We start from the raw sequence: 19,257 nt of genomic DNA, 5'->3' as shown, positions 1-19,257 counted from the left end.
AACGCAACCGTAACTTATATTTGGCTTCTCTTAAGAGAAGCCAAATTTTCCTCTACTTACTGCTTAATTTTTAATCCATTTTTTTAAACATCAACCTCATTCATGTGCAATAATATCGCAATTACAAAAAAAGGATAGAACATGAAACTTCTAAAATTAAGTCTAGTAACTGCTTTGCTTGCAACTTTAGCGTTTGGAGATGAGCAAAAATCGGGTCTCAATATGAGTGCAAATGTGGCATTTACAAGCAACTATGTCTGGAGAGGTATGACGCAGACAAAAGATTCACCTGCCATTCAAGGTGGAGTTGATTTGGACTACAAAGGCATCTATGCTGGCTTTTGGGGCTCAAACGTAGAGTTTGGAGATGGCAAAAACTCTATGGAAGCGGATTTGTACGGAGGCTATAAGGGCGAAGTTGCGGGAATCGGTTATGATTTGGGCTACATTCAGTATGTCTATCCAAATATGTCAGATGAGTACAACTTTGGTGAAGCGTATGTCGGCATAAGCAAAGAGTGGGAAAAATTTGGCGTTAATGCGAAATACTACAAAGGCGTAGAGACTGATGAGCTTGACCCAGAGGATTACTATGAAGTTGGCATTACCTCTTCTATCCTGCCTTATGAGGTTGGTTTCAAAGCAACTTACGGCAGCTATAACGACATAGGCGATTACTACTTGTTGGGTCTTAGCAAATCGTTTGAGAAGTTTGACGTAAGCGTGGCATACATCGATTTTAGCCACGATACAGACTCAAGTGCAGACGAAGAGAATGTCGTCGCTACACTTAGCTTTAAGTTTTAGCCCTATCTTGTCGCTGTGCCAATTACTGGCATAGCGTTCATTTTACCAACATGTGAGTTTTGGGCATCAGAACTCGTTACGTTGTTGTAGCGCTCCATCTTATCTATATACTCTTGAAGTGTAAAAGGTCTCTCCTCGTCTTGGTATTTTGCTTGGAGTTCCTGTTGCCTTTTTGTCTCCTCTTTATCCATTTTTTTCAAAAGTGCCCCCGTTTTAACATCTACAAGTTCAGAAGTGCCATTCTCCTTTGGGACAATTTTTACTGATGTTTCGCCACTTGGCGCTGTTGTTCCCTCTACTATAGGCGACCACTCCTCGGTAAGCCACCTGTCTAACTTTTGTTGCATAAAGCCACTGTTGCCACTCTCTTTTTTTCCTGAAATAGCATTTAATGCTCTGTTTTGAGATGGATTTGCACCATCCACTTTCGCACACGAAACAAGCAGCAAAGCTGCAAATAATGTCATAATTGGTGTTTTCATGACACAATTATATACAATTATTTTGTTAACTTATAGAAAAAATAAAAAACTATTTATAAATTAAGCTTAAATTAAAAGACTATATGACACTATGTTGACAATATTAAGTTTAGGAGAATGAAAATGAAGATTACAAAATTAAGTTTAATAGCAGCAATGCTAATTGGTTCAACTGCTTTTGCAATTGAAAATACAAAAGTATCTGGTGATGCAAAACTGTATTACGGTACACAAGATTCAGATGCAGATAATGCACCAAATCTATTTACAAAAGAGTCTGGCTATACAAACTTTTCTGCTCGTCTTGATTTGACAACAGATTTAACAAAAGGTATCTCAGCTGGTGTGGGTACACAAATTGTGACAACATTAGGTGTTGAGCATAATTTAGTTGATCGTGTTTGGTCAAATGCACATACAGCAAGTGGTTCAACTGGTGCAAGTTTTGCAGGTGGTGCACAAGTTGATAGTGCTATGTGGTTTGATGAGGCTTGGTTAGCTGGAACTGCTTTTGATACAACATTAAAGATTGGTCGTCAGTCACTTGATACTCCTTTAGCATTTACTGAAACTTGGGGTGTTGACAGAAATACTTTTGAAGCAGGTGTTTTAATAAATCAATCACTACCAGATACTACATTAGTTGCAACTTTCATAGGAAAATCAAACGGTAGTGCAGATGATAGAACAAGTGCTAGAGAATTAGGATTAGCACCATTTAATGGGATTACTCAAACTGTAGGAAACCTAAATGATATGAGTGCAACAGCGGCAGGTTATGTTGCAGCAGATGGAACATTCTCAACATTTGGGACACAAGGCACTTATGCGTTTGGTGCTATTAACAACTCATTTAAACCACTAACATTCCAAGCATGGTACTATGATATGGTTGATTTAGCTCAAGCATATTGGTTACAAGCTGATATCAAATGTTCATTAGTTGAGGGCTTGTTAATTGGTGTACAGTATGCAAACACTGACCTAGACAAAAGAGCAAATATAGGCGGTACAACAGGTGTTATCGGTGTTGATACAAAAGATACAAGTGCATGGGCAGCGATGGTTGGTTATGCCATGAAAGATGTTGCAACATTTAAGGCAGCGTATTCTGATGTCTCTGATGATGGTATATTAGGTGTTGCAAACACTGCTACAGGTTCTGTTGCTACACTTGGTGGTCAATCAAAACTTTATACTGAAATGTGGTGGAATTACGGATATGTTTCAGCCGTAGGTGCTGAGTCTTACTCTTTAAGTGCTGAGACTAAAGTAGCTGGTGATGTTTCATTACTTGCAGGTTACTATAATGCAGATATTAAAACTGTTACCGTAGATAAAGAGATGAGAGAGATAGCTTTAGTGGCTTCTAAATCATTTGGACCACTAGATACTTCTTTAGGGCTTATATTTGGTGATTTGGAGGATGCAGTTGCACCTGCTAATGATGTTAAAACAACAGATGTTCAAGTATATCTAACATATAATTTCTAACATACTCTCAACTCCTCTTTTCTCTCTATGAGGGTGTTAAGCTTTTATCACTTAACACCCTCTTTTTGGTATAATCCTTCCCATGAAACAGTTTCTCAAAAAAATACTTTATATATTATTTATGCTTTTTCTTATCTCACTTATCTCTTTTTTGGCGATTCACGCAGCACCGAACAGCTTTTTTGGAGCGGGAGAGTTAAACCCAAACATGACACCAGAAGCCATCAACGCACTAAAGGCTGTTTATGGGCTTGATAAGCCATTACATATTCAATATTTGGATTGGATTTTAAATATCTCAAGACTAAATTTTGGTATCTCTTTCGTTAGTGGACAAGATGTGACAAGCGAGATATTAAAACGTCTGCCAATTACTTTGATTATGAACATAACAGCACTCTTTAGTGTTTTTGCTCTATCTCTTTATCTTGGAGTTAAAGCGGCCATTAATCATGATAAAAAGAGTGATTATATAATCCGTCAAATCTCATTAATCTCTTTTTCTATGCCATCGTTTTATCTTGCACTGCTTTTTATCATATTTTTCTCTATAACGTTAAATATTTTTCCAATTGCAGGGTTACATTCAATAGAGCCAAAAGTAGGCATAAGTTACTATCTTGATATGGCTTGGCACTTAGTTTTACCAGTTGGAGTGATGATATTTGTAGGACTTGGAAGTATGATAATCTATATCCGTTCACTTACACTTGAGATACTAAAGAGCGATTACTATTACTTTGCACTTTCTAGGGGGTTGGCAAAAAAGGACTTATTGCGCTACTACATACTTCCAAACCTTCTGCCTCCCATTGTTACTCTTCTTGGTCTTTCGTTGCCAGGACTTATAGGAGGAAGTGTGATTTTAGAGTCTATTTTTGGAATTGAAGGTATGGGACAACTTTTTTATATGAGCGCTATGAGCCGTGATTATCCTATCATTATGGGGACTTTGATGATTACTGCATTTTTAACGTTAGTTGGAAATATGGTGGCAGATGTCATACTCCTAAAATTAAATCCGTACATGAAGAGAAACTAACTTTTATATTTTGATTGAGAAATAAGTAATTTTAGAAAGATAAAGAGTGTCAATAATTTCTCATATTAGGTGGTGGTAGGGACAATTGTCCCTGCCACCTTTGTGGGCTTTGCTCAGAAAGTGTTTTAAATCAGCTAAACAACGCTTGAAGTGCGTCAACACCCTCTTTTTGCTCTTTTGGCTCTTGCATATCGTTCATTTGAGATGCTTTGGCATCGCTCTCGATAAGTTCAATATTTAATCCGCTAAGCATAGAAGCAAGACGAATATTTATACCATTTTTACCTATTGCTTTTGATTTTTGGTCTGCTGGTAAAGTGATGATAGCTTTTTGAGCTTCTCCATTTTCGTCTTTTACAATCTCAACTGTTGAGATGATAGCAGGGCTCATAACTCTAGAGATAAATAGCTCTGGAATAGTTGTATACTCAATACAATCTATATTTTCACCGATTAACTCTTGGCTAACAGCATTGATACGAACACCTTTAACGCCGACAGTAGCACCAACGGCATCAACTTGTGGATGTGTGCTAAAGAGTGCGATTTTTGCTCTCTCGCCAGGTATACGAGCACTTCTTTCTACGATTACAGTTCCATCTGCTATCTCTGGTACTTCTAGTGCTAAAAGTTCTTCCAAAAACTTAGGAGAAGTACGTGAAAGTTCGATTTGAATACCATTTTCCTTATTCATATCTACGCGTCTAACTACTGCTTTTAAGTGGTCTCCAACTTTGAAAACTTCCCCTTTTATACGGCTTTTCATAGGCAGAACTGCACGAATTTCATCTATCTCGATATATGTAGAGTTTTGATTGTCAACTCTTGTGACTCTGCCATTTACAAGAGAGCCAATTTTTGATTTATATTTATTGAAAATCTCATCTTCTATAACTCTTTGGATGTGGTATTCAATCTCTCTATGAAGTTGAGATGCAGCAGTTCTTCCATACTCTTCTAAGTCATGTGGAATTTGAAGCTGATCGTCTAATTCTACTTGATCGTCATACTCTCTTGCTTCTGTGATAGAGATATATGCAGGTGCAATCTCCTCATCTTTTAATCTCTCATCATTATCTGAAACAACTGTAATTGTTTGAATAATATCAAGAGTTTTTGTTTGACTATTAATAACCGCTTCAAAAGCAAATTTTGAGTTAATTACTCTTTTTGCTGTTTGTATAAATGCTGTTTTTAGTGCCTCTTTAACCTTCTCAGATTTGAGCCCTTTTTCATTGGCAATTGCTTCAACTATATCTAAAATTTTTTCCATTATTGTATCCTTGATTAAGGGTTATCTCATAAAAAACAGTGCTAAAAAATATAAGGGAGTTCTTATGGAGAGCGACATTATACCAAAATAGCATAAAATCATCTTTAATGCGATTTTTAGTAGAGTTTAACTATAATGCAAGAAAATATAGCGTTAAAAAAAAGGATAAAAAATGGATTTAAAATTTGCAAGAACTGATATTACAGCAAAGCCAAAAAAAGCGGAATTGGCAAAAATTGAAGCAGCTGTTGAAAAAGATGAGAGTGTAATTTTCTATTTTGATAGAGAAAATTCACATAAAGATTTACTAGAACTTCAAGATTACTTTGAGGCAAAAGGAAAAAGCTTTTATATGAATGAAGTTAAATACGGACTCTCTGATGGCGAATATATGTACCAAGTCCATATAATTAACTAAAAACAGTGCAAGATATGAAGAAGCTTTTTATTGAAACTCTAGGTTGTGCAATGAACTCACGTGACAGTGAGCATATGATTGCAGAACTAAGAGAAAAAGAGGGCTATGAGGTTACGGATGATCTCTCAAGTGCTGATTTGATTATCATTAACACTTGTTCAGTTAGAGAAAAGCCTGTGTCAAAATTATTCTCAGAGCTAGGCGTTTTCAATAAAAAGAAAAAAGAGGGTGCTAAGATAGGTGTTTGTGGCTGTACAGCTTCACATCTAGGAACAGAGATAATTAAAAGAGCACCCTATGTAAACTTTGTTTTGGGTGCAAGAAATGTATCTAAAATAAGTGAAGTTTTACATAAAGAAAGAGCAGTAGAAATAGATATAAACTACGACGAGAGCGAATTTGCTTTTAATGATTTTAGAACATCTCCATATAAAGCGTATATAAATATCTCAATCGGTTGCGATAAGTCTTGTACATACTGCATAGTTCCAAAAACTCGTGGAGAAGAGATATCAATTCCAACAGAGCTTATTTTACGTGAAGCACAAAAAGCTGTAGAGCGTGGAGCTAAAGAAGTTTTTCTTTTGGGACAAAATGTAAACAATTATGGTCGCCGTTTCTCAGGTGAGCATGAAGATATAAACTTTAGCGAGTTACTTCGTCGCCTCAGCAAGATTGACTCCTTAGAGAGAATCCGTTTTACTTCTCCACACCCATTTCATATGGATGATGAGTTTATAGAGGAGTTTGCCTCAAATCCTAAAATCTGTAAATCAATACATATGCCTCTTCAAAGCGGTTCGACAAAAGTGCTCAAAGATATGAAAAGAGGCTACTCAAGAGAGTGGTTCTTAAATAGAGTTCAAAAGCTAAGAAGTATGTCTCCTGATGTTAGCATAAGCACAGATATAATCGTTGCATTTCCAGGTGAGAGTGATGAGGATTTTGAAGATTCTCTTTCAATCATGAGAGAAGTAGAGTTTGATCAAATTTTTTCATTTAAGTACTCTGCTCGTCCTGAAACAGAGGCTGAAAATTTTACAAACACAATCGATGAAGATGTGGCGTCAAGTAGACTTACTACTCTGCAAAACTTGTCTGTTGAGATACTAGATAAAAAAGGTAAAACTCATCTTGGAAAAATATATCGTGTCTATTTTGAAGAGTTAAATCAAAACTACTATGTGAGCGGAAGAAGCGATAATAATATGTTTGTAAAAGTAAAAGGCTCCGATGAGCTTCTTGGAGAGTTTAGAGACGTAAAGATAACAGAGATTGGAAGAAGCACACTAAGCGGAGAAATAGTTGGCTAAAAAACTATTTCGTGCCCTAGCACTTCTAGTCGTTCCTTTTATCGCCTCTCTTCTTATCAGACTTCTTTACGCTACTAACAAAAAAAAATTTCACTCACCATATAGTGTATCCGATGAACCTATAATCTTTGCATGCTGGCATGGAGAACTTTTGATGCTTCCCTATTTATACGCAAAGTACAGAAAAATCCCTCATGCAAAAGTTTTAATTTCAAGTCATTTTGATGGAATGTTAATCTCAAAAACAATAAAATATTTTGGGTTAGGAACTATTGCAGGATCAACCAATAGAAACGCAACTAGAGTTTTGATACAAGGAATTAGTGCGATAAAAGATGGTTACGATATAGGAATAACACCAGATGGCCCAAAAGGCCCTCGTCATGAAGTTGCAGATGGTGTAATCGCAATAGCACAAAAGACAAAGGCAAAAATAGTTTTAGTAAAGATGGAACCAACAAAATACTGGCAGTTAAATAGCTGGGATAAGTTTACTATCCCAAAGCCATTTGGCGTATTAAATTACTATGCTACTGCTCCTATTGATGTGAGTGGCATGGATGTTGTAAGCGCAAAAAACTTGATAAAAGAGGGGCTTTTAAAACATGAAAAATAGACTTTTTATACCAGCTGTTGCAATTTTGTTGCTCTTTATCATGGCAATTTATTTTTTTGTAAATCCATCTTATGAAAAATCTCTAAAAGCAAAGTATTACTATGAAATCGCAGAGTATGAAAAAGCCTATTCTTTAGCAAAAGAGGCATTTAGTTTGGATGTATACAATAGAATGGCAGCTACAGTTATGACACAATCCCAAACATCATTAAAATATGTTGCTTATATTAAAGACGCAAAAAAATATATGCTCATAATTGATGAGATAGCAACACATGAGAATATATCTGATGCTGATAGAGCAAAAATAAGAATGATATCTAATGTTATGATTAGTGCGTATGTAAAGTTGGCTCCTAGTGTAGTAACTGACGAAGCCTTGATAAAAGAGTCTGCACAGTTTTATAGTAAATTTGAGAAGCTTCTTGAAAAAGTTAATAAAAACTAAGCAAAGAGAGTTTCTAAAATATCTCCAAGATATTAGAGGCTATTCTGACTTAACTATAAAAAGCTATGATGAGTCTATAGCTGAGGCTCTGCAACATATAGAAATTGTAGAAGAGAAAAGCCATATTCTCTTAAATCTTATGCCATACCGAATTAAAATTTCATCACTAAATTCAAAAACAATTAGCAAAAAACTAAGTGCAATCCGCTCATTTACAGAGTATCTAAATGACAATGAGATGAGAGTTATATTGAAGGGTGATGATAGTATAAAAGTTGCAAAAACATTGCCAAAACCTATATCTCATGCGCACATCATCGAGGCACTTAGCTTTGCTGAACTAGAAGAGAGGGTAGTAGTTACTCTTCTTTATACACTTGGACTTAGAATCTCTGAACTAGAATCATTGGAACTAAAAGATGTCTCAAAAGAGTGGGTTCGAGTTATCGGTAAAGGCTCTAAACAAAGAGATATACCGCTCTTAGAACAGAGTAAAAAATTACTAGATGAGTATTTAAGCAAATCAGTGCATAAAAAGTTTGTTTTTGAAAAAAATGGCGAAAAATTAAGCGAAAACAGTCTAAGATATATCGTCATAAAAGTCTTTAGAAGGGTTGGATTGAAAGTTTCTCCTCATCAACTTCGTCACTCTTTTGCATCACAGCTATTAAATGGTAGTGCTCCTATTGCAGATGTTAGTGAGTTGCTTGGACACTCATCTATGGCTACGACACAAATATATACTAAATTGGGCAGTGCATTGAAACAACAAAACTATAACATGGCTCATCCACTCTGCGGAGTTAAAGAGTCATGATTAGCAAACTTTTAGAATCTTTATATACAAAGGTTTTTATAAATATTGTTGTTGAGAGTTTGCAAACAGTAGTATATGTTGAAGTTTGTTCAAACAAAAGAGTAGAACAGAGCGTTCACAAATCTTTCGAGACAATTGCAATGAACTCTAAAATGCATGAATTTATTAGTGCTTACTGTAAAGTGTCCCCATTTTTTTATATTTCCGTCTTAGATAAATCGTCTCTGCAAGGGGCTGTTCCTACTTGTATTGCTAATGAAATGGCTAGGTATTGTGACATAAACTCTTCTGAGTATAAGTGCTATTCAAAAGAGTGGGCATTTTATACATCAGAGTATGATTTAGAAGCAACTAAACATGATTATAGAAGTATCGGTATTGATTTTGTTTTCTCTCCTTTCGCGCTTTTAGCTAATTTTTTTAAAGACAAGATAGACAATACTCTCTCTATTTTTGTTTTACTTGAGAGTAACTCGCTCTCATTTACAATATTTGAAAATTCTAAATTACTTTACGCAGAGCACTTAAGTATGAAGGTAAATAAAGATAGTGAAGATGTTTTGATAGATACACATTTGTATGCGGAAGATGAAATCGTCGATGGAATAGATTTGGAAGAGATTACTATTGAAGATGACTCTTCTGGGTTTGATGATTTTACAAATATTGAAGATTTAGATGATGGAAGTTCAATAGATGAATTCTCTGATAATGTAGAAACTCAAGAGTTAAATAGAGTTGATGAAAGTACCTCGGATAGCGGATTTAATGAAGATTATCAAAGGTACACGCTGATTCAAAGGGCTTTAAGTACTTTTTATAAAGACCCAAAATATAAAAGTCAGTTTATTGAAACTATATATATTGCAGACGGTGTTGGAGCAAGCGGGGATCTTAAAAATTATCTTGAAGAGGAGATATTTTTAAGCGTATTTGTGAGAAAAATAGATCTTGGTGGTGCTCTTTGTGATATGGCAAAGGCAGAGATATAGATGAAATATAGTTATATTAAACCTAGGACTAAAACAGTTTTCACAAAAGATGTGCAGCTTCTTTTGACTTTTTTTAGCGTGAGTGTTTTTATGCTTTTTCTTACATACGGATTTTTACTTTTTAAAGATTATAGGTTTGATAAAGATTTGTCTGAGATAAATGAACAACGCGCAACTCTTAATGAAAATATAAAAAGAATGAACCAAGAGATAGAAAAAATTGATAAAGAGGCTCTTTTATCTGAGAAGATTTTTACTAAGAACAGTGTTTTAAAAGAGAGTATAACTAATCTTTTTGATTTAGTACCAAATAGAATAACGCTCTCTGAAGCTAAAATTATGGAAGATGGGCTTGTGCTGTATGGAATAACTCCAAATAAAGATGTTTATAATTTTATGCTTCAAGCTCCACTGCGCTCAATATTTCACAGAACATACAGCAGTTTTTATCCTGATAAGAATGGTTGGCTTCGTTTTGTATCAACAAATTATATAGATAAAGAAGAAGATAAAGAAGAAAACAAAAATCAGGATTTAGATAATGAAGATTAATTTTTCACGACAAAGTATCTATCTTTTAGCAGTATCATTTTTTTTACTTGTTTTTGTTTTAGTTTTCTCGTTTGCAGTTTTAATTCCAGAGGGCAAAGAGTACAGAATTAAAAGAAGCGAGCTCTCTATAGAGAACTTAGAGTTAAAACAATTAAGTGATTTTGCTCTTGAGAAAGAGATTATTCTTCAAAAGCTGCGCAGTGAAAACCTTCATGCAATAGAGGCGTTTGATAGTGAATTTAATTCAGATAGATTTATAAAGCAGCATAGAACATTTTTCAGCTCTTTAAATGTTTCAAAGTTAAACATGCTTGAAGAGGAAGATGGTTTTAGTGTGTATGAAGTAAATACTACTTCTGAAATTAGTTCACCTAAAAGTTTTTATAATTTTTTGGACTCTCTAAATAAAAGTGACTGGATAATTTCTGTTAATTTTCCTATAAACTTTAAAAGAGATGGTGAGATGATAAAATCATCTTTTACTATGAAAGTTTATAACAATAAGAGTGATTTAAACACTACTAAGTAACGCTTTGATTTTTAAAAAAGCTTCTTGATTTTCATAGAGGTAGTTGCGGAGTTTTGGCTCTATTTTTAAAACTCTACACTCCTCTTTAAACTCACTGCTCATTACTACTCTTGTAATATATGGAGCGATAAACACAAACTCTTTACTCTGGTTGATAACAAATTTTCGCCCAACAACTAGAGTATCTTTCTCTCTTAAGAGCTCTCTCTCATTTGCGCTTAGCATATAAAGTTGTGATTTTAGATATTTATCTATTGTAAAGATATTGCTTCTTTGAGTTTGTAAACGTTTGAAGTAGGCAAACAGATCTATTTTTTTTATATTAGCTTCTTCTATAAGAGTGTCTCTGTCTTCATCCAAATAAGTAAAACTTTTTTTGATTCCCTCAAGATATTTTTTTAATAGAGGTGTAGCATGATTATGTCTAAAGTAGTTTCGTTTTATATCCTCATCTGAGTTGCTCTCATCTTCAAAATAAAGAGCGTTTATCTCATTTAGATACTTTATAAGTTCTTGTTTGTCCAGATGTAAAAGAGGGCGAATGAGAGTGTAATAGCCTCTCTCTTGAATGCTTTGCATTCCTGAGAGTTCAGCGCATCCAGCACCTTTGCAAAACTGCATAAGCATCCATTCAAACCTATCTCCAAGATGGTGAGCCGTTAAAAGGTTTTCATAGCCATGTGAAGTACAAAGATTTGAGAAAAATTCATATCTTATCTCTCTAGCCTTTGATTCAAAGTTTTGCTCTATCTTTGGCGCATCAAGTACATAAGAGAGTATGTTATGCTCTTGTGCCAACTCTTTTGCATAAGCAACTTCTTGCTTGCTCTGCTCTCTCAAGCCATAGTTCACAGTAGCAATATCAAATGAGATTTTATGTTTTATAAGTAGATGAAATAGAGCAGTAGAATCCGCTCCACCTGAAAATGCTAAGAGGTTTTTTTTGCCTCTCAGATATGAGAGGATTTTATTTTGAAGCATTCTTTGCTGTTGCAGTTAGGATATTTCCAACAATGTCGGTTATTTCTGCAATATATATAGTTCCAAAACTAAGCTCATCATCACCAGTTCTGTCATTGACATAAATCTCTCCGTCGATGTCTGGAGCCCAGATGGCTTTTCTAGAACTTAGTAGATACTCATGCTCATCACTCTCTTTGTCTATAACAATTTGAGTCTCTTTGTCTATCTCGTTCTTTAGAGATTTTTCCATCACTTTTAAAGCAATTTTGCCTAATATATCAGCTCTTTTGTTGATAACTTTTGCTGGAATTTTATCACTCATCTCATGAGCTGGTGTTGTCTCTTCGTCTGAATAAGCAAATACATTTATGCGGTCAAACCCAAACGATGAAGCAAACTCACACATCTCATCAAACATTGCTTCACTCTCCTGCGGATGCCCTACGATAAAGCTTGTGCGTAAAAATGAGTTAGGAAGAGACTTCATAAACTCTAAAAGCTCTAGAGTCTGTTTTTTACCAAAACCTCTTTTCATTATGCGTAACATATCATCATTTATATGTTGAATCGGCATATCAAAGTAGTTATGAAAAACTTCACTTTTTGCTATATTTTTAAGAAGTGTCATAGATGTAGTTGATGGGTATAGATAGAGGATTCTCGCACTCTTTACGCCCTCTATCAGCTCGATTCTCTGTATAAGCAGACTAAGTCCGTCTTTTACATTTTGGTCTCTTAGGTATGAGCTTGAATCTTGTGAGACAAATGAGAAATCCCAATACCCTTTTTTAACAAGACCTTCAACTTCTTTTGCAATCGAGTCAAGAGTTCTTGAATTTAACTTGCCTTTAAAAGATGGGATAGCACAAAAACTACATGTCTGGTTACACCCCTCTGAGAGTTTTATGTAAGCGTGATAAGTTGAGCCAGTAACCACACGCTCAGCGCCATCGATAAGGTAAACAGCTTCAGAAAATCTGCTCTTTTTCTCAACCAAAAGCTCATCTATCTTGTCATAATCGCCCACACCCGTAAAGATGTCAACCTCAGGCATGTCTTTAGCCAACTCCTCTTTATATCTCTCGCTCAAACATCCCGCCATAACCAAAACAGAGTCCTCTTTGCGCGCATCATGAAGGTTAAGTACGGTATTTATCGACTCCTGTTTTGCTGCATCTATAAAGCCACAAGTATTTACGATGATAACATCTGCTTCTTCTTGATTGTCTGTTAGTGTGAAGTTTTGAAGTTTACCCATCATAACTTCAGTATCGACTAGGTTTTTTGTGCATCCAAGAGATACGATGTGGAGTTTATTGCCCATTAATTCTACTTTAAATTTTTTTGTATTATATCTAAAGGGAGCGTAAAGTATAATTTTGCCATGAAAATATATGATGTTTTAATTCTAGGAGCAGGTGCAAGTGGGCTTATGTGCGCCGCAAATTTAGATAAAAATTTTAGTGTTGCTATCGTTGATTGTAACAGCAAAATCGCTCAAAAACTCAAAGTCTCTGGCGGTGGAAAGTGCAATATTACAAATACAGAAGTAACCGCAAACAACTATGATGGAGATTATGATTTTGTATCCGCATCGCTAGAGAGTTTTTCTAAAAGTGATTTGCTTGACTTTCTGTATGTAAGAGGTGTAGAGCCTGAGCTACGCAAAAATCGCTACTACTTTTGCAAAAAATCCTCTGATGAGATTATAGATATCCTAAAGAGAGATACAGACTATGCCGAGATACTTTTAAACAGAGACATTTTGCAAGTGAGTAAAAAAGATAAACTCTTTGAAGTAAAAACTTCAAAAGATATTTTAAAAGCTAAGATAGTTGTAGTCGCAACTGGTGCTAAAAGTTATGCAGCTCTAGGTGCAAGTGATATCGGGCTTAGTGTTGCAAAGAGTTTTGATATTAAGACAAAAGAGTTCACTCCTGCACTTGTGGGATTAACCATTCAAAAAGAGCAATTTTGGATGAAAGAGTTAAGCGGACTTAGCTGTTATGTACATATAAAAGTGGCGGATAAAACTTTAAAAGAGGAGCTTCTTTTCGCACACAAAGGTATAAGTGGACCTGCTGTTTTGTCTGCTTCGCTGTATTGGCAAAAGGGGAGTATGGCGATAGATTTTCTGCCCAAGAGTGATATTTTAGAACTTATAAAAGATAGCAAAAAGTTACTAAGCTCAGTTATTCCTCTGCCAAAGAGATTATCAAAAGCTCTGCTTGAGGCTTTACATGTAGAAGATGTCGAGTGTAAAAAAATAACGGCAGATATAAAACAGAAGTTACAAAAAATACATAACTATGAGTTTGCACCAGCTGGAAATTTTGGTTTTTCCAAGGCTGAGGTTTGTCGCGGCGGAGTCATGACTGATGAGCTGAATCCATTTACTTTGGAGTCTTTACATGTAAAGGATTTGTACTTCATAGGCGAGGTCGTTGATGTCACAGGAGAGCTTGGCGGATACAATTTTCAGTGGGCTTTTAGCAGTGCAGTTGTTTGTGCAAAAGGGATAAATGAAGGTTAGACGTGGTGCTCACAACTGGACTCGAACCAGTGACTTTTACCTTGTCGAGGTAACACTCTACCAACTGAGTTATGCGAGCGAGATTGGAATTCTATCAAAAAATACTTAAACTAATTTTTCTACATTTTGGCACATAAGAAGTTATTAAATTTATATAACGACCCCGATATTTACTTTTAATTTAGGTATATTAAGTGTATAATTTCGTCCATATTTAAAAAGTACAATAAGGCAAGTTATGAACTTAACCGAGTTAGAAGAGATAGGTTTAAGGGGTGTTGGTAAGATTTATCACAACCTCAGTTATGATGAGTTAATCAAACATGAAATTGAAAATAAAGAGTGTACTCTTACAACAAAGGGTGCTACTGCTGTAGATACTGGAGTATTTACTGGACGTAGTCCTAAAGATAAATATTTTGTAGACAGAGATCTTTCAAACAAATATATCGCTTGGGGCGATGTAAACCAAAAAGTAAGCGAAGAAATTTTCAAGGAATTATTAGAGGTTGCAAAAGAGCAACTCTCTGGAAAAGATTTGTATGTAACAGATGTTTATAGTGGTGCTAGTGTTGATTCTAAGCGCTCAATTCGTTTTGTTACAGAGATAGCTTGGCAGGCACACTTTGTAAAAAATATGTTTATTCGTCCTACTGAGTCTGAATTAAAAGAGTTTAAACCGCAGTTTACAGTCTTAAATGCATGTAAAGCTGTTAATGACAAATGGAAGGAACATGGGCTTAATTCTGAAGTTTTTGTTCTTTTTGATATTGAAAACAATCTATCTATAATTGGTGGCACTTGGTATGGCGGTGAGTTGAAAAAAGGAATTTTTTCAATGATGAACTACTGGTTACCACTTGAGAACAAACTTCCTATGCACTGTTCAGCGAATGTTGGCAAGAGAGGAGATACAGCACTTTTCTTTGGTCTAAGCGGCACAGGAAAAACTACTCTCTCAACAGACCCTCACAGAAAACTAATCGGAGATGATGAACACGGCTGGGATGACAACGGTGTCTTTAACTTTGAAGGCGGATGTTATGCAAAAGTTATTAATTTAGATGGCAATAACGAACCTGAAATTTATAATGCTATAAAATCTGGCGCACTTCTTGAAAATGTTGTCTTAGATGACGATGGCGTAGTTGACTACAATGATGGAAGTAAAACAGAAAATACTAGAGTCTCTTATCCGATAGAACATATAAAAAACCATGAGGTCTCTTTAAGCGCAGGACATCCTGAAAATATAATCTTCTTAAGTGCGGATGCATTTGGTGTTCTTCCTCCTGTTTCAAAACTTACTCGTGAACAAGCTATGTACTACTTTTTAAGCGGTTATACTGCAAAGGTTGCTGGAACAGAACGTGGAATAACAAAGCCAGTTGCAACGTTTAGCTCATGTTTTGGAGAGGCTTTTTTGCCACTACATCCAACGGTGTATGCCAAGCTCTTAGGCGAAAAAATAGACAAGCATAATGTCAATGTCTATCTTGTAAATACTGGTTGGACAGGCGGAGGGTATGGTGTCGGTAAGAGAATGAGTATAAAAGATACTCGTGCTTGTATCAATGCTATCTTAGATGGCAGTATTCAAGATAGTGAATTTGATACTACCAAAACGTTCAAGCTTCAAGTTCCAAAAACTCTTGGAAATATAAATCCAGAAATTTTAAATCCTCGCAACGCATGGAGTGATAAAGAGGCATTTGATAAAACAAGAGATATGTTGGCAGGTATGTTTAGTGAAAATTTCAAGAAATATCAAGTCGCAAATAGCGCTTTTGACTATTCAGCAGCAGGACCAAAGATAGAGAGTTAAGCTCTCTTCTTTTTCTTAGTCGCCTGCGTCATATATAACCATAACGCCCCACCAAAAACTACCAATATAATCGGAGCTATCCAAGGTTTTTCAGTTATAGTCTCTGCGATGCCCATTAAAAAACTACCAGAATAGTAGCTTCCAAGACCAAAAATCAGAGCCCAAACTCCAGCACTTAAAATATTTAAAATTGCAAACTTTTTAAACTCATATTTTGTAAGTCCTATCGCAATTGGGATAAGTGTTTTAATGCCATAAACAAATTTTTGAATTAGTATTATCCACGAGCCATTTTTCTTCATCATGATATGTGCAAGTGCTAATTTTCTTCTATGTTTTCTAAGTCCTTCCATCATCATACTTTTTTGGTATCTTGCCATGTAAAAGAGTAAAAAATCTCCAAGTGCATTTGCTATAAAGGCAATTGAAATTGAGAGAGTTAAATCCATCTTTCCCATAAATGACATAACTCCAGCAGCGATAATTGCTACAAAGCCACCACCAAGTGAGTATAAGAAAAGCCCTATATATCCGTATGTTGCTAAATTACTAAATGTATCTTCCATGTGTCTCTCTTATAATTTTTTTATTTTTACTATTTCGTCACGAAGTCGAGCTGCTTCTTCAAAGTTTAGCTCACGCGCCGCTTCTTTCATTTTTAGGGATAGTTGCGTAACCATCGCCTTTCTCTCTGAAACAGGAATTTTATCCATTTTTTTATTCTTTTGGTAAATATCGCCATACTCTTCAACTTTTAGATTTTCATCTAGCGCTCTAATGGTTGTAGTTGGAGTAATGCCATGAATTTTGTTATGGTTATTTTGCATCTCTCGTCTTGCATTTGTTTTATCAATAGCCTTTTGCATAGAATTTGTTATCTTGTTTGCATATAAAATAACTCTTCCATTTACATTTCTCGCACCTCTACCGATTGTTTGTATAAGAGAGGTTTCACTTCTTAAAAAGCCCTCTTTATCGGCATCTAAAATTGCTACAAGGCTTACTTCTGGCAAATCTAGCCCTTCACGCAGAAGATTTATTCCTATAAGTACATCAAACTCACCAAGGCGAAGAGATCGGATTATCTGATTTCTCTGTATCGTGTCTATGTCTGAGTGCATATACTCAACTCTTATACCTAAATCGGCTAGATATTTGGTTAGTGCTTCAGCCATCTTTTTAGTAAGAACAGTGATTAAAACTCTCTCATTTTTTAGTGTAACTTTTTTTATCTCATCATGTATGTCTTCTACTTGATTTGTAGATGGCTTTATCTCTATCACAGGGTCTAAAAGTCCAGTTGGGCGTATAATCTGCTCAGCTTTTACGGCAGATAGTTCAAGTTCGTATAGAGATGGAGTTGCTGATACAAAAAGATAGTGAGGCGCTTTATTTATATACTCATCAAGCATTAAAGGGCGGTTATCAAGCGCGCTAGGCAGACGAAAACCATACTCAACCAAAACCTCTTTTCTCGCTCTATCTCCTGCATACATACCGCGATACTGCGGAAGTGAGACGTGAGATTCATCCACGATAACTAGGTACTCTTTATGGTGAAGTTCAAAGTAGTCAAGAAGAGTGTATGGCGCTTCACCTGTTTTTTTATCAGTTAAAAGTCTTGAGTAGTTCTCAACTCCTTTACACATTCCAGTAGTTTGAAGCATCTCTAAATCAAACTCAACTCTCTGTTTTAGTCGTTGATGCTCTACAAGTTTTCCCTCTTTTTTAAAGTAAGCAAGTCTATCATCAAGTTCCTCTTCAATGCGTTTTATTGCCACTGCTAACTTCTCTTGACGTACACTAAATTGTGAAGTTGCATATATAGTAAACTGCTTATGTTCTTCAAGTTTTTTATTATCGATTGTGTCGAAAGTATAGATAGCTTCTATCTCATCTCCAAAAAACTCTATACGAATAGCTTTTTGCTCAAAATATGGAGGAAAAATATCTAATGACTCTCCGTTTACACGAATATGTCCACTATCAAAATAGCTGTCATTTCTGCTGTAACCCATCTCAACAAGTCGTAAGAGAAGTTTTTTCTGCGCAATCACATCTCCGATTGCGACTGATTGCACCATATTTTCATACTCCTCTGGGTCACCAAGACCATAGTTTGCAGATACAGAAGCTACAACTATAACATCATCATAACTAAGCAGATTTGCAGTAGAAGAGAGGCGAAGGCGCTCAAGTTCATCGTTTATTGCACTATCTTTTTCTATAAAGAGATCTTGGCGCGGAATATAAGCCTCAGGCTGGTAGTAGTCATAGTAGGAGACAAAGTACTCAACATGATTGTTTGGGAAAAATTGACGAAACTCTGAGTACAGCTGTGCCGCGAGTGTTTTGTTATGCGTCATGATAATGGTCGGCATCTTCACATTTTCTATAACCCGCGCCATAGTGTGCGTTTTACCGCTACCAGTCACGCCCTCTAGAGCCTGATAACGATTGCCTTTGAGGATAGAGTCACTAAGTATTTTTATGGCTTCTGGCTGGTCTCCTGCTGGTTGATAAGGAGATACAACTTTAAAATTTGGCTGATTTTTCATTGGTGGAATTATAGCCAAATGAGGAAAATGGATTTGTTTCTTAACGAGTAGTATAATCATGTTTTAATAGATGTAACTGATATTAGGCGCTTTTCGTAGCTTCAGGTGGTTGCAGGAATATCTGTTTTTGGTATTAAAGAGGATGTGTTCGTTTTAGTGCGTAATATTATATGTAAGGTAAAAGATGAGAAAATTAATTTTAACAATACTTATATTATATTCATCTCTAACAGCTAAAGCTATTGAGGAGTTGACGTCACTATCTCAACTCAAAGAGCACGATTTGATTTTTTTGAAATTTGATAAAATTGGGTGTCCTTGGTGTACGAAATATAAAAACGAATTAGAGTCTGAAATTACAAAAAAGTATGAAAATAAAATAAAATTTTTTACAGTTCAAAAAGGAAGTGAGGTATTTTCTCAATTTAGAAAAGAGCTCAGATATGAGATAATAATATACCCCATGACCTATATTTTGAAGTTAAATAAAAACAAAGAATCAGAGATAATTGAACAAATATACGGATACCAGACACAAGAGTATATAGAAGATATTTTTCAAAACAAACTTTTAATAAAAATAGACAAATAGCTT

Annotated in this window: 20 protein-coding genes and 1 tRNA gene; 14 read left to right on the top strand and 7 right to left on the bottom strand. The window is 35.4% G+C overall.

Annotated elements, in window-relative coordinates:
• Nucleotides 1-141 precede the first annotated feature (141 nt).
• Nucleotides 142-807, top strand: a complete 666-nt coding sequence (locus AC6H33_RS09245) for a TorF family putative porin (protein WP_497604594.1) — start codon at nt 142-144, stop codon at nt 805-807.
• A gap of 2 nt (nt 808-809) precedes the next feature.
• Here the strand turns inward: AC6H33_RS09245 and AC6H33_RS09240 are convergent, their stop codons facing one another.
• Nucleotides 810-1,274 (bottom strand): hypothetical protein, encoded by a 465-nt coding sequence (locus AC6H33_RS09240; RefSeq protein WP_497604593.1) that lies wholly within the window; start codon nt 1,272-1,274, stop codon nt 810-812.
• 138 nt (nt 1,275-1,412) lie between these two features.
• Here AC6H33_RS09240 and AC6H33_RS09235 point away from each other — a divergent pair, with 138 nt between their 5' ends.
• On the top strand, nt 1,413-2,783 hold the full coding sequence (locus AC6H33_RS09235; protein WP_497604592.1) for an OprD family porin: 1,371 nt from the start codon (nt 1,413-1,415) through the stop codon (nt 2,781-2,783).
• Nucleotides 2,784-2,865: 82 nt separating this feature from the next.
• Nucleotides 2,866-3,825: an ABC transporter permease gene (locus tag AC6H33_RS09230; RefSeq protein WP_497604591.1), complete on the top strand. Its 960-nt coding sequence runs from the start codon at nt 2,866-2,868 to the stop codon at nt 3,823-3,825.
• A 130-nt stretch (nt 3,826-3,955) separates the two neighbouring features.
• Here AC6H33_RS09230 and nusA read toward each other — a convergent pair whose 3' ends face one another.
• Nucleotides 3,956-5,098, bottom strand: a complete 1,143-nt coding sequence (gene nusA / locus AC6H33_RS09225; protein WP_497604590.1) for a transcription termination factor NusA — start codon at nt 5,096-5,098, stop codon at nt 3,956-3,958.
• Between the two features lie 172 nt (nt 5,099-5,270).
• Here nusA and AC6H33_RS09220 point away from each other — a divergent pair, with 172 nt between their 5' ends.
• Genes AC6H33_RS09220 through AC6H33_RS09185 form a run of 8 tightly spaced genes read left to right on the top strand, consistent with a single transcriptional unit; the run spans nt 5,271 to nt 10,783 of the window.
• Nucleotides 5,271-5,516 carry an HP0268 family nuclease gene (locus AC6H33_RS09220; protein ID WP_497604589.1) on the top strand — a complete coding sequence of 82 codons (246 nt, stop codon included), beginning with the start codon at nt 5,271-5,273 and terminating at the stop codon, nt 5,514-5,516.
• 14 nt (nt 5,517-5,530) lie between these two features.
• Nucleotides 5,531-6,829, top strand: coding sequence for a tRNA (N6-isopentenyl adenosine(37)-C2)-methylthiotransferase MiaB (gene miaB / locus AC6H33_RS09215; protein ID WP_497604588.1), 1,299 nt, complete (start codon nt 5,531-5,533; stop codon nt 6,827-6,829).
• Complete coding sequence (locus AC6H33_RS09210) at nt 6,822-7,445, top strand: lysophospholipid acyltransferase family protein (protein ID WP_497604587.1); 624 nt, start codon at nt 6,822-6,824, stop codon at nt 7,443-7,445. Before miaB ends, AC6H33_RS09210 begins: the two co-directional genes overlap by 8 nt.
• Complete coding sequence (locus AC6H33_RS09205) at nt 7,435-7,893, top strand: hypothetical protein (RefSeq protein WP_497604586.1); 459 nt, start codon at nt 7,435-7,437, stop codon at nt 7,891-7,893. Before AC6H33_RS09210 ends, AC6H33_RS09205 begins: the two co-directional genes overlap by 11 nt.
• Entirely contained in the window at nt 7,871-8,710 is an 840-nt protein-coding gene (locus tag AC6H33_RS09200; RefSeq protein WP_497604585.1) for a tyrosine-type recombinase/integrase, read from the top strand. The genes AC6H33_RS09205 and AC6H33_RS09200 overlap by 23 nt, the downstream gene beginning before the upstream one ends.
• Nucleotides 8,707-9,702, top strand: coding sequence for a DUF8569 domain-containing protein (locus AC6H33_RS09195; protein ID WP_497604584.1), 996 nt, complete (start codon nt 8,707-8,709; stop codon nt 9,700-9,702). Before AC6H33_RS09200 ends, AC6H33_RS09195 begins: the two co-directional genes overlap by 4 nt.
• Nucleotides 9,703-10,254: a hypothetical protein gene (locus AC6H33_RS09190; RefSeq protein WP_497604583.1), complete on the top strand. Its 552-nt coding sequence runs from the start codon at nt 9,703-9,705 to the stop codon at nt 10,252-10,254.
• Nucleotides 10,244-10,783: a hypothetical protein gene (locus AC6H33_RS09185; protein WP_497604582.1), complete on the top strand. Its 540-nt coding sequence runs from the start codon at nt 10,244-10,246 to the stop codon at nt 10,781-10,783. Before AC6H33_RS09190 ends, AC6H33_RS09185 begins: the two co-directional genes overlap by 11 nt.
• Here AC6H33_RS09185 and tilS read toward each other — a convergent pair.
• Nucleotides 10,766-11,764 (bottom strand): tRNA lysidine(34) synthetase TilS, encoded by a 999-nt coding sequence (tilS, locus tag AC6H33_RS09180; protein WP_497604581.1) that lies wholly within the window; start codon nt 11,762-11,764, stop codon nt 10,766-10,768. The genes AC6H33_RS09185 and tilS overlap by 18 nt on opposite strands.
• On the bottom strand, nt 11,751-13,070 hold the full coding sequence (rimO, locus tag AC6H33_RS09175) for a 30S ribosomal protein S12 methylthiotransferase RimO (protein WP_497604580.1): 1,320 nt from the start codon (nt 13,068-13,070) through the stop codon (nt 11,751-11,753). Before rimO ends, tilS begins: the two co-directional genes overlap by 14 nt.
• 60 nt (nt 13,071-13,130) lie before the next feature.
• Between rimO and AC6H33_RS09170 the strand changes: the two genes are divergently transcribed.
• On the top strand, nt 13,131-14,279 hold the full coding sequence (locus tag AC6H33_RS09170; RefSeq protein WP_497604579.1) for a BaiN/RdsA family NAD(P)/FAD-dependent oxidoreductase: 1,149 nt from the start codon (nt 13,131-13,133) through the stop codon (nt 14,277-14,279).
• Between the two features lie 3 nt (nt 14,280-14,282).
• On the opposite strand, the gene AC6H33_RS09165 is transcribed toward AC6H33_RS09170, so the two are convergent.
• Nucleotides 14,283-14,358 (bottom strand) — tRNA-Val (locus tag AC6H33_RS09165).
• A gap of 159 nt (nt 14,359-14,517) precedes the next feature.
• Between AC6H33_RS09165 and pckA the strand changes: the two genes are divergently transcribed.
• Entirely contained in the window at nt 14,518-16,104 is a 1,587-nt protein-coding gene (pckA, locus tag AC6H33_RS09160; protein WP_497604578.1) for a phosphoenolpyruvate carboxykinase (ATP), read from the top strand.
• Here the strand turns inward: pckA and AC6H33_RS09155 are convergent.
• Nucleotides 16,101-16,670, bottom strand: coding sequence for a DedA family protein (locus AC6H33_RS09155; RefSeq protein WP_497604577.1), 570 nt, complete (start codon nt 16,668-16,670; stop codon nt 16,101-16,103). The genes pckA and AC6H33_RS09155 overlap by 4 nt on opposite strands.
• Nucleotides 16,671-16,679: 9 nt before the next feature.
• Nucleotides 16,680-18,662: an excinuclease ABC subunit UvrB gene (gene uvrB / locus AC6H33_RS09150; protein WP_497604576.1), complete on the bottom strand. Its 1,983-nt coding sequence runs from the start codon at nt 18,660-18,662 to the stop codon at nt 16,680-16,682.
• Between the two features lie 184 nt (nt 18,663-18,846).
• Between uvrB and AC6H33_RS09145 the strand changes: the two genes are divergently transcribed.
• The gene (locus tag AC6H33_RS09145) at nt 18,847-19,254 is read left to right on the top strand and encodes a hypothetical protein (RefSeq protein WP_497604575.1); all 408 of its coding nucleotides are present in this window, start codon (nt 18,847-18,849) and stop codon (nt 19,252-19,254) included.
• The last annotated feature ends 3 nt before the right edge of the window (nt 19,255-19,257 follow it).

The sequence above is a fragment of the Sulfurimonas limnophila genome, assembly GCF_059705345.1.
This window is presented reverse-complemented; position numbering and strand designations above follow the sequence as displayed.

Coding starts and splice junctions, on each gene's coding strand:
- AC6H33_RS09245 (WP_497604594.1), top strand. CDS start 142: ATGAAACTTCTAAAATTAAGTCTAGTAACTGCTTTGCTTGCAACTTTA.
- AC6H33_RS09240 (WP_497604593.1), bottom strand. CDS start 1,274: ATGACATTATTTGCAGCTTTGCTGCTTGTTTCGTGTGCGAAAGTGGAT.
- AC6H33_RS09235 (WP_497604592.1), top strand. CDS start 1,413: ATGAAGATTACAAAATTAAGTTTAATAGCAGCAATGCTAATTGGTTCA.
- AC6H33_RS09230 (WP_497604591.1), top strand. CDS start 2,866: ATGAAACAGTTTCTCAAAAAAATACTTTATATATTATTTATGCTTTTT.
- nusA (WP_497604590.1), bottom strand. CDS start 5,098: ATGGAAAAAATTTTAGATATAGTTGAAGCAATTGCCAATGAAAAAGGG.
- AC6H33_RS09220 (WP_497604589.1), top strand. CDS start 5,271: ATGGATTTAAAATTTGCAAGAACTGATATTACAGCAAAGCCAAAAAAA.
- miaB (WP_497604588.1), top strand. CDS start 5,531: ATGAAGAAGCTTTTTATTGAAACTCTAGGTTGTGCAATGAACTCACGT.
- AC6H33_RS09205 (WP_497604586.1), top strand. CDS start 7,435: ATGAAAAATAGACTTTTTATACCAGCTGTTGCAATTTTGTTGCTCTTT.
- AC6H33_RS09195 (WP_497604584.1), top strand. CDS start 8,707: ATGATTAGCAAACTTTTAGAATCTTTATATACAAAGGTTTTTATAAAT.
- AC6H33_RS09190 (WP_497604583.1), top strand. CDS start 9,703: ATGAAATATAGTTATATTAAACCTAGGACTAAAACAGTTTTCACAAAA.
- AC6H33_RS09185 (WP_497604582.1), top strand. CDS start 10,244: ATGAAGATTAATTTTTCACGACAAAGTATCTATCTTTTAGCAGTATCA.
- tilS (WP_497604581.1), bottom strand. CDS start 11,764: ATGCTTCAAAATAAAATCCTCTCATATCTGAGAGGCAAAAAAAACCTC.
- rimO (WP_497604580.1), bottom strand. CDS start 13,070: ATGGGCAATAAACTCCACATCGTATCTCTTGGATGCACAAAAAACCTA.
- AC6H33_RS09170 (WP_497604579.1), top strand. CDS start 13,131: ATGAAAATATATGATGTTTTAATTCTAGGAGCAGGTGCAAGTGGGCTT.
- pckA (WP_497604578.1), top strand. CDS start 14,518: ATGAACTTAACCGAGTTAGAAGAGATAGGTTTAAGGGGTGTTGGTAAG.
- AC6H33_RS09155 (WP_497604577.1), bottom strand. CDS start 16,670: ATGGAAGATACATTTAGTAATTTAGCAACATACGGATATATAGGGCTT.
- uvrB (WP_497604576.1), bottom strand. CDS start 18,662: ATGAAAAATCAGCCAAATTTTAAAGTTGTATCTCCTTATCAACCAGCA.
- AC6H33_RS09145 (WP_497604575.1), top strand. CDS start 18,847: ATGAGAAAATTAATTTTAACAATACTTATATTATATTCATCTCTAACA.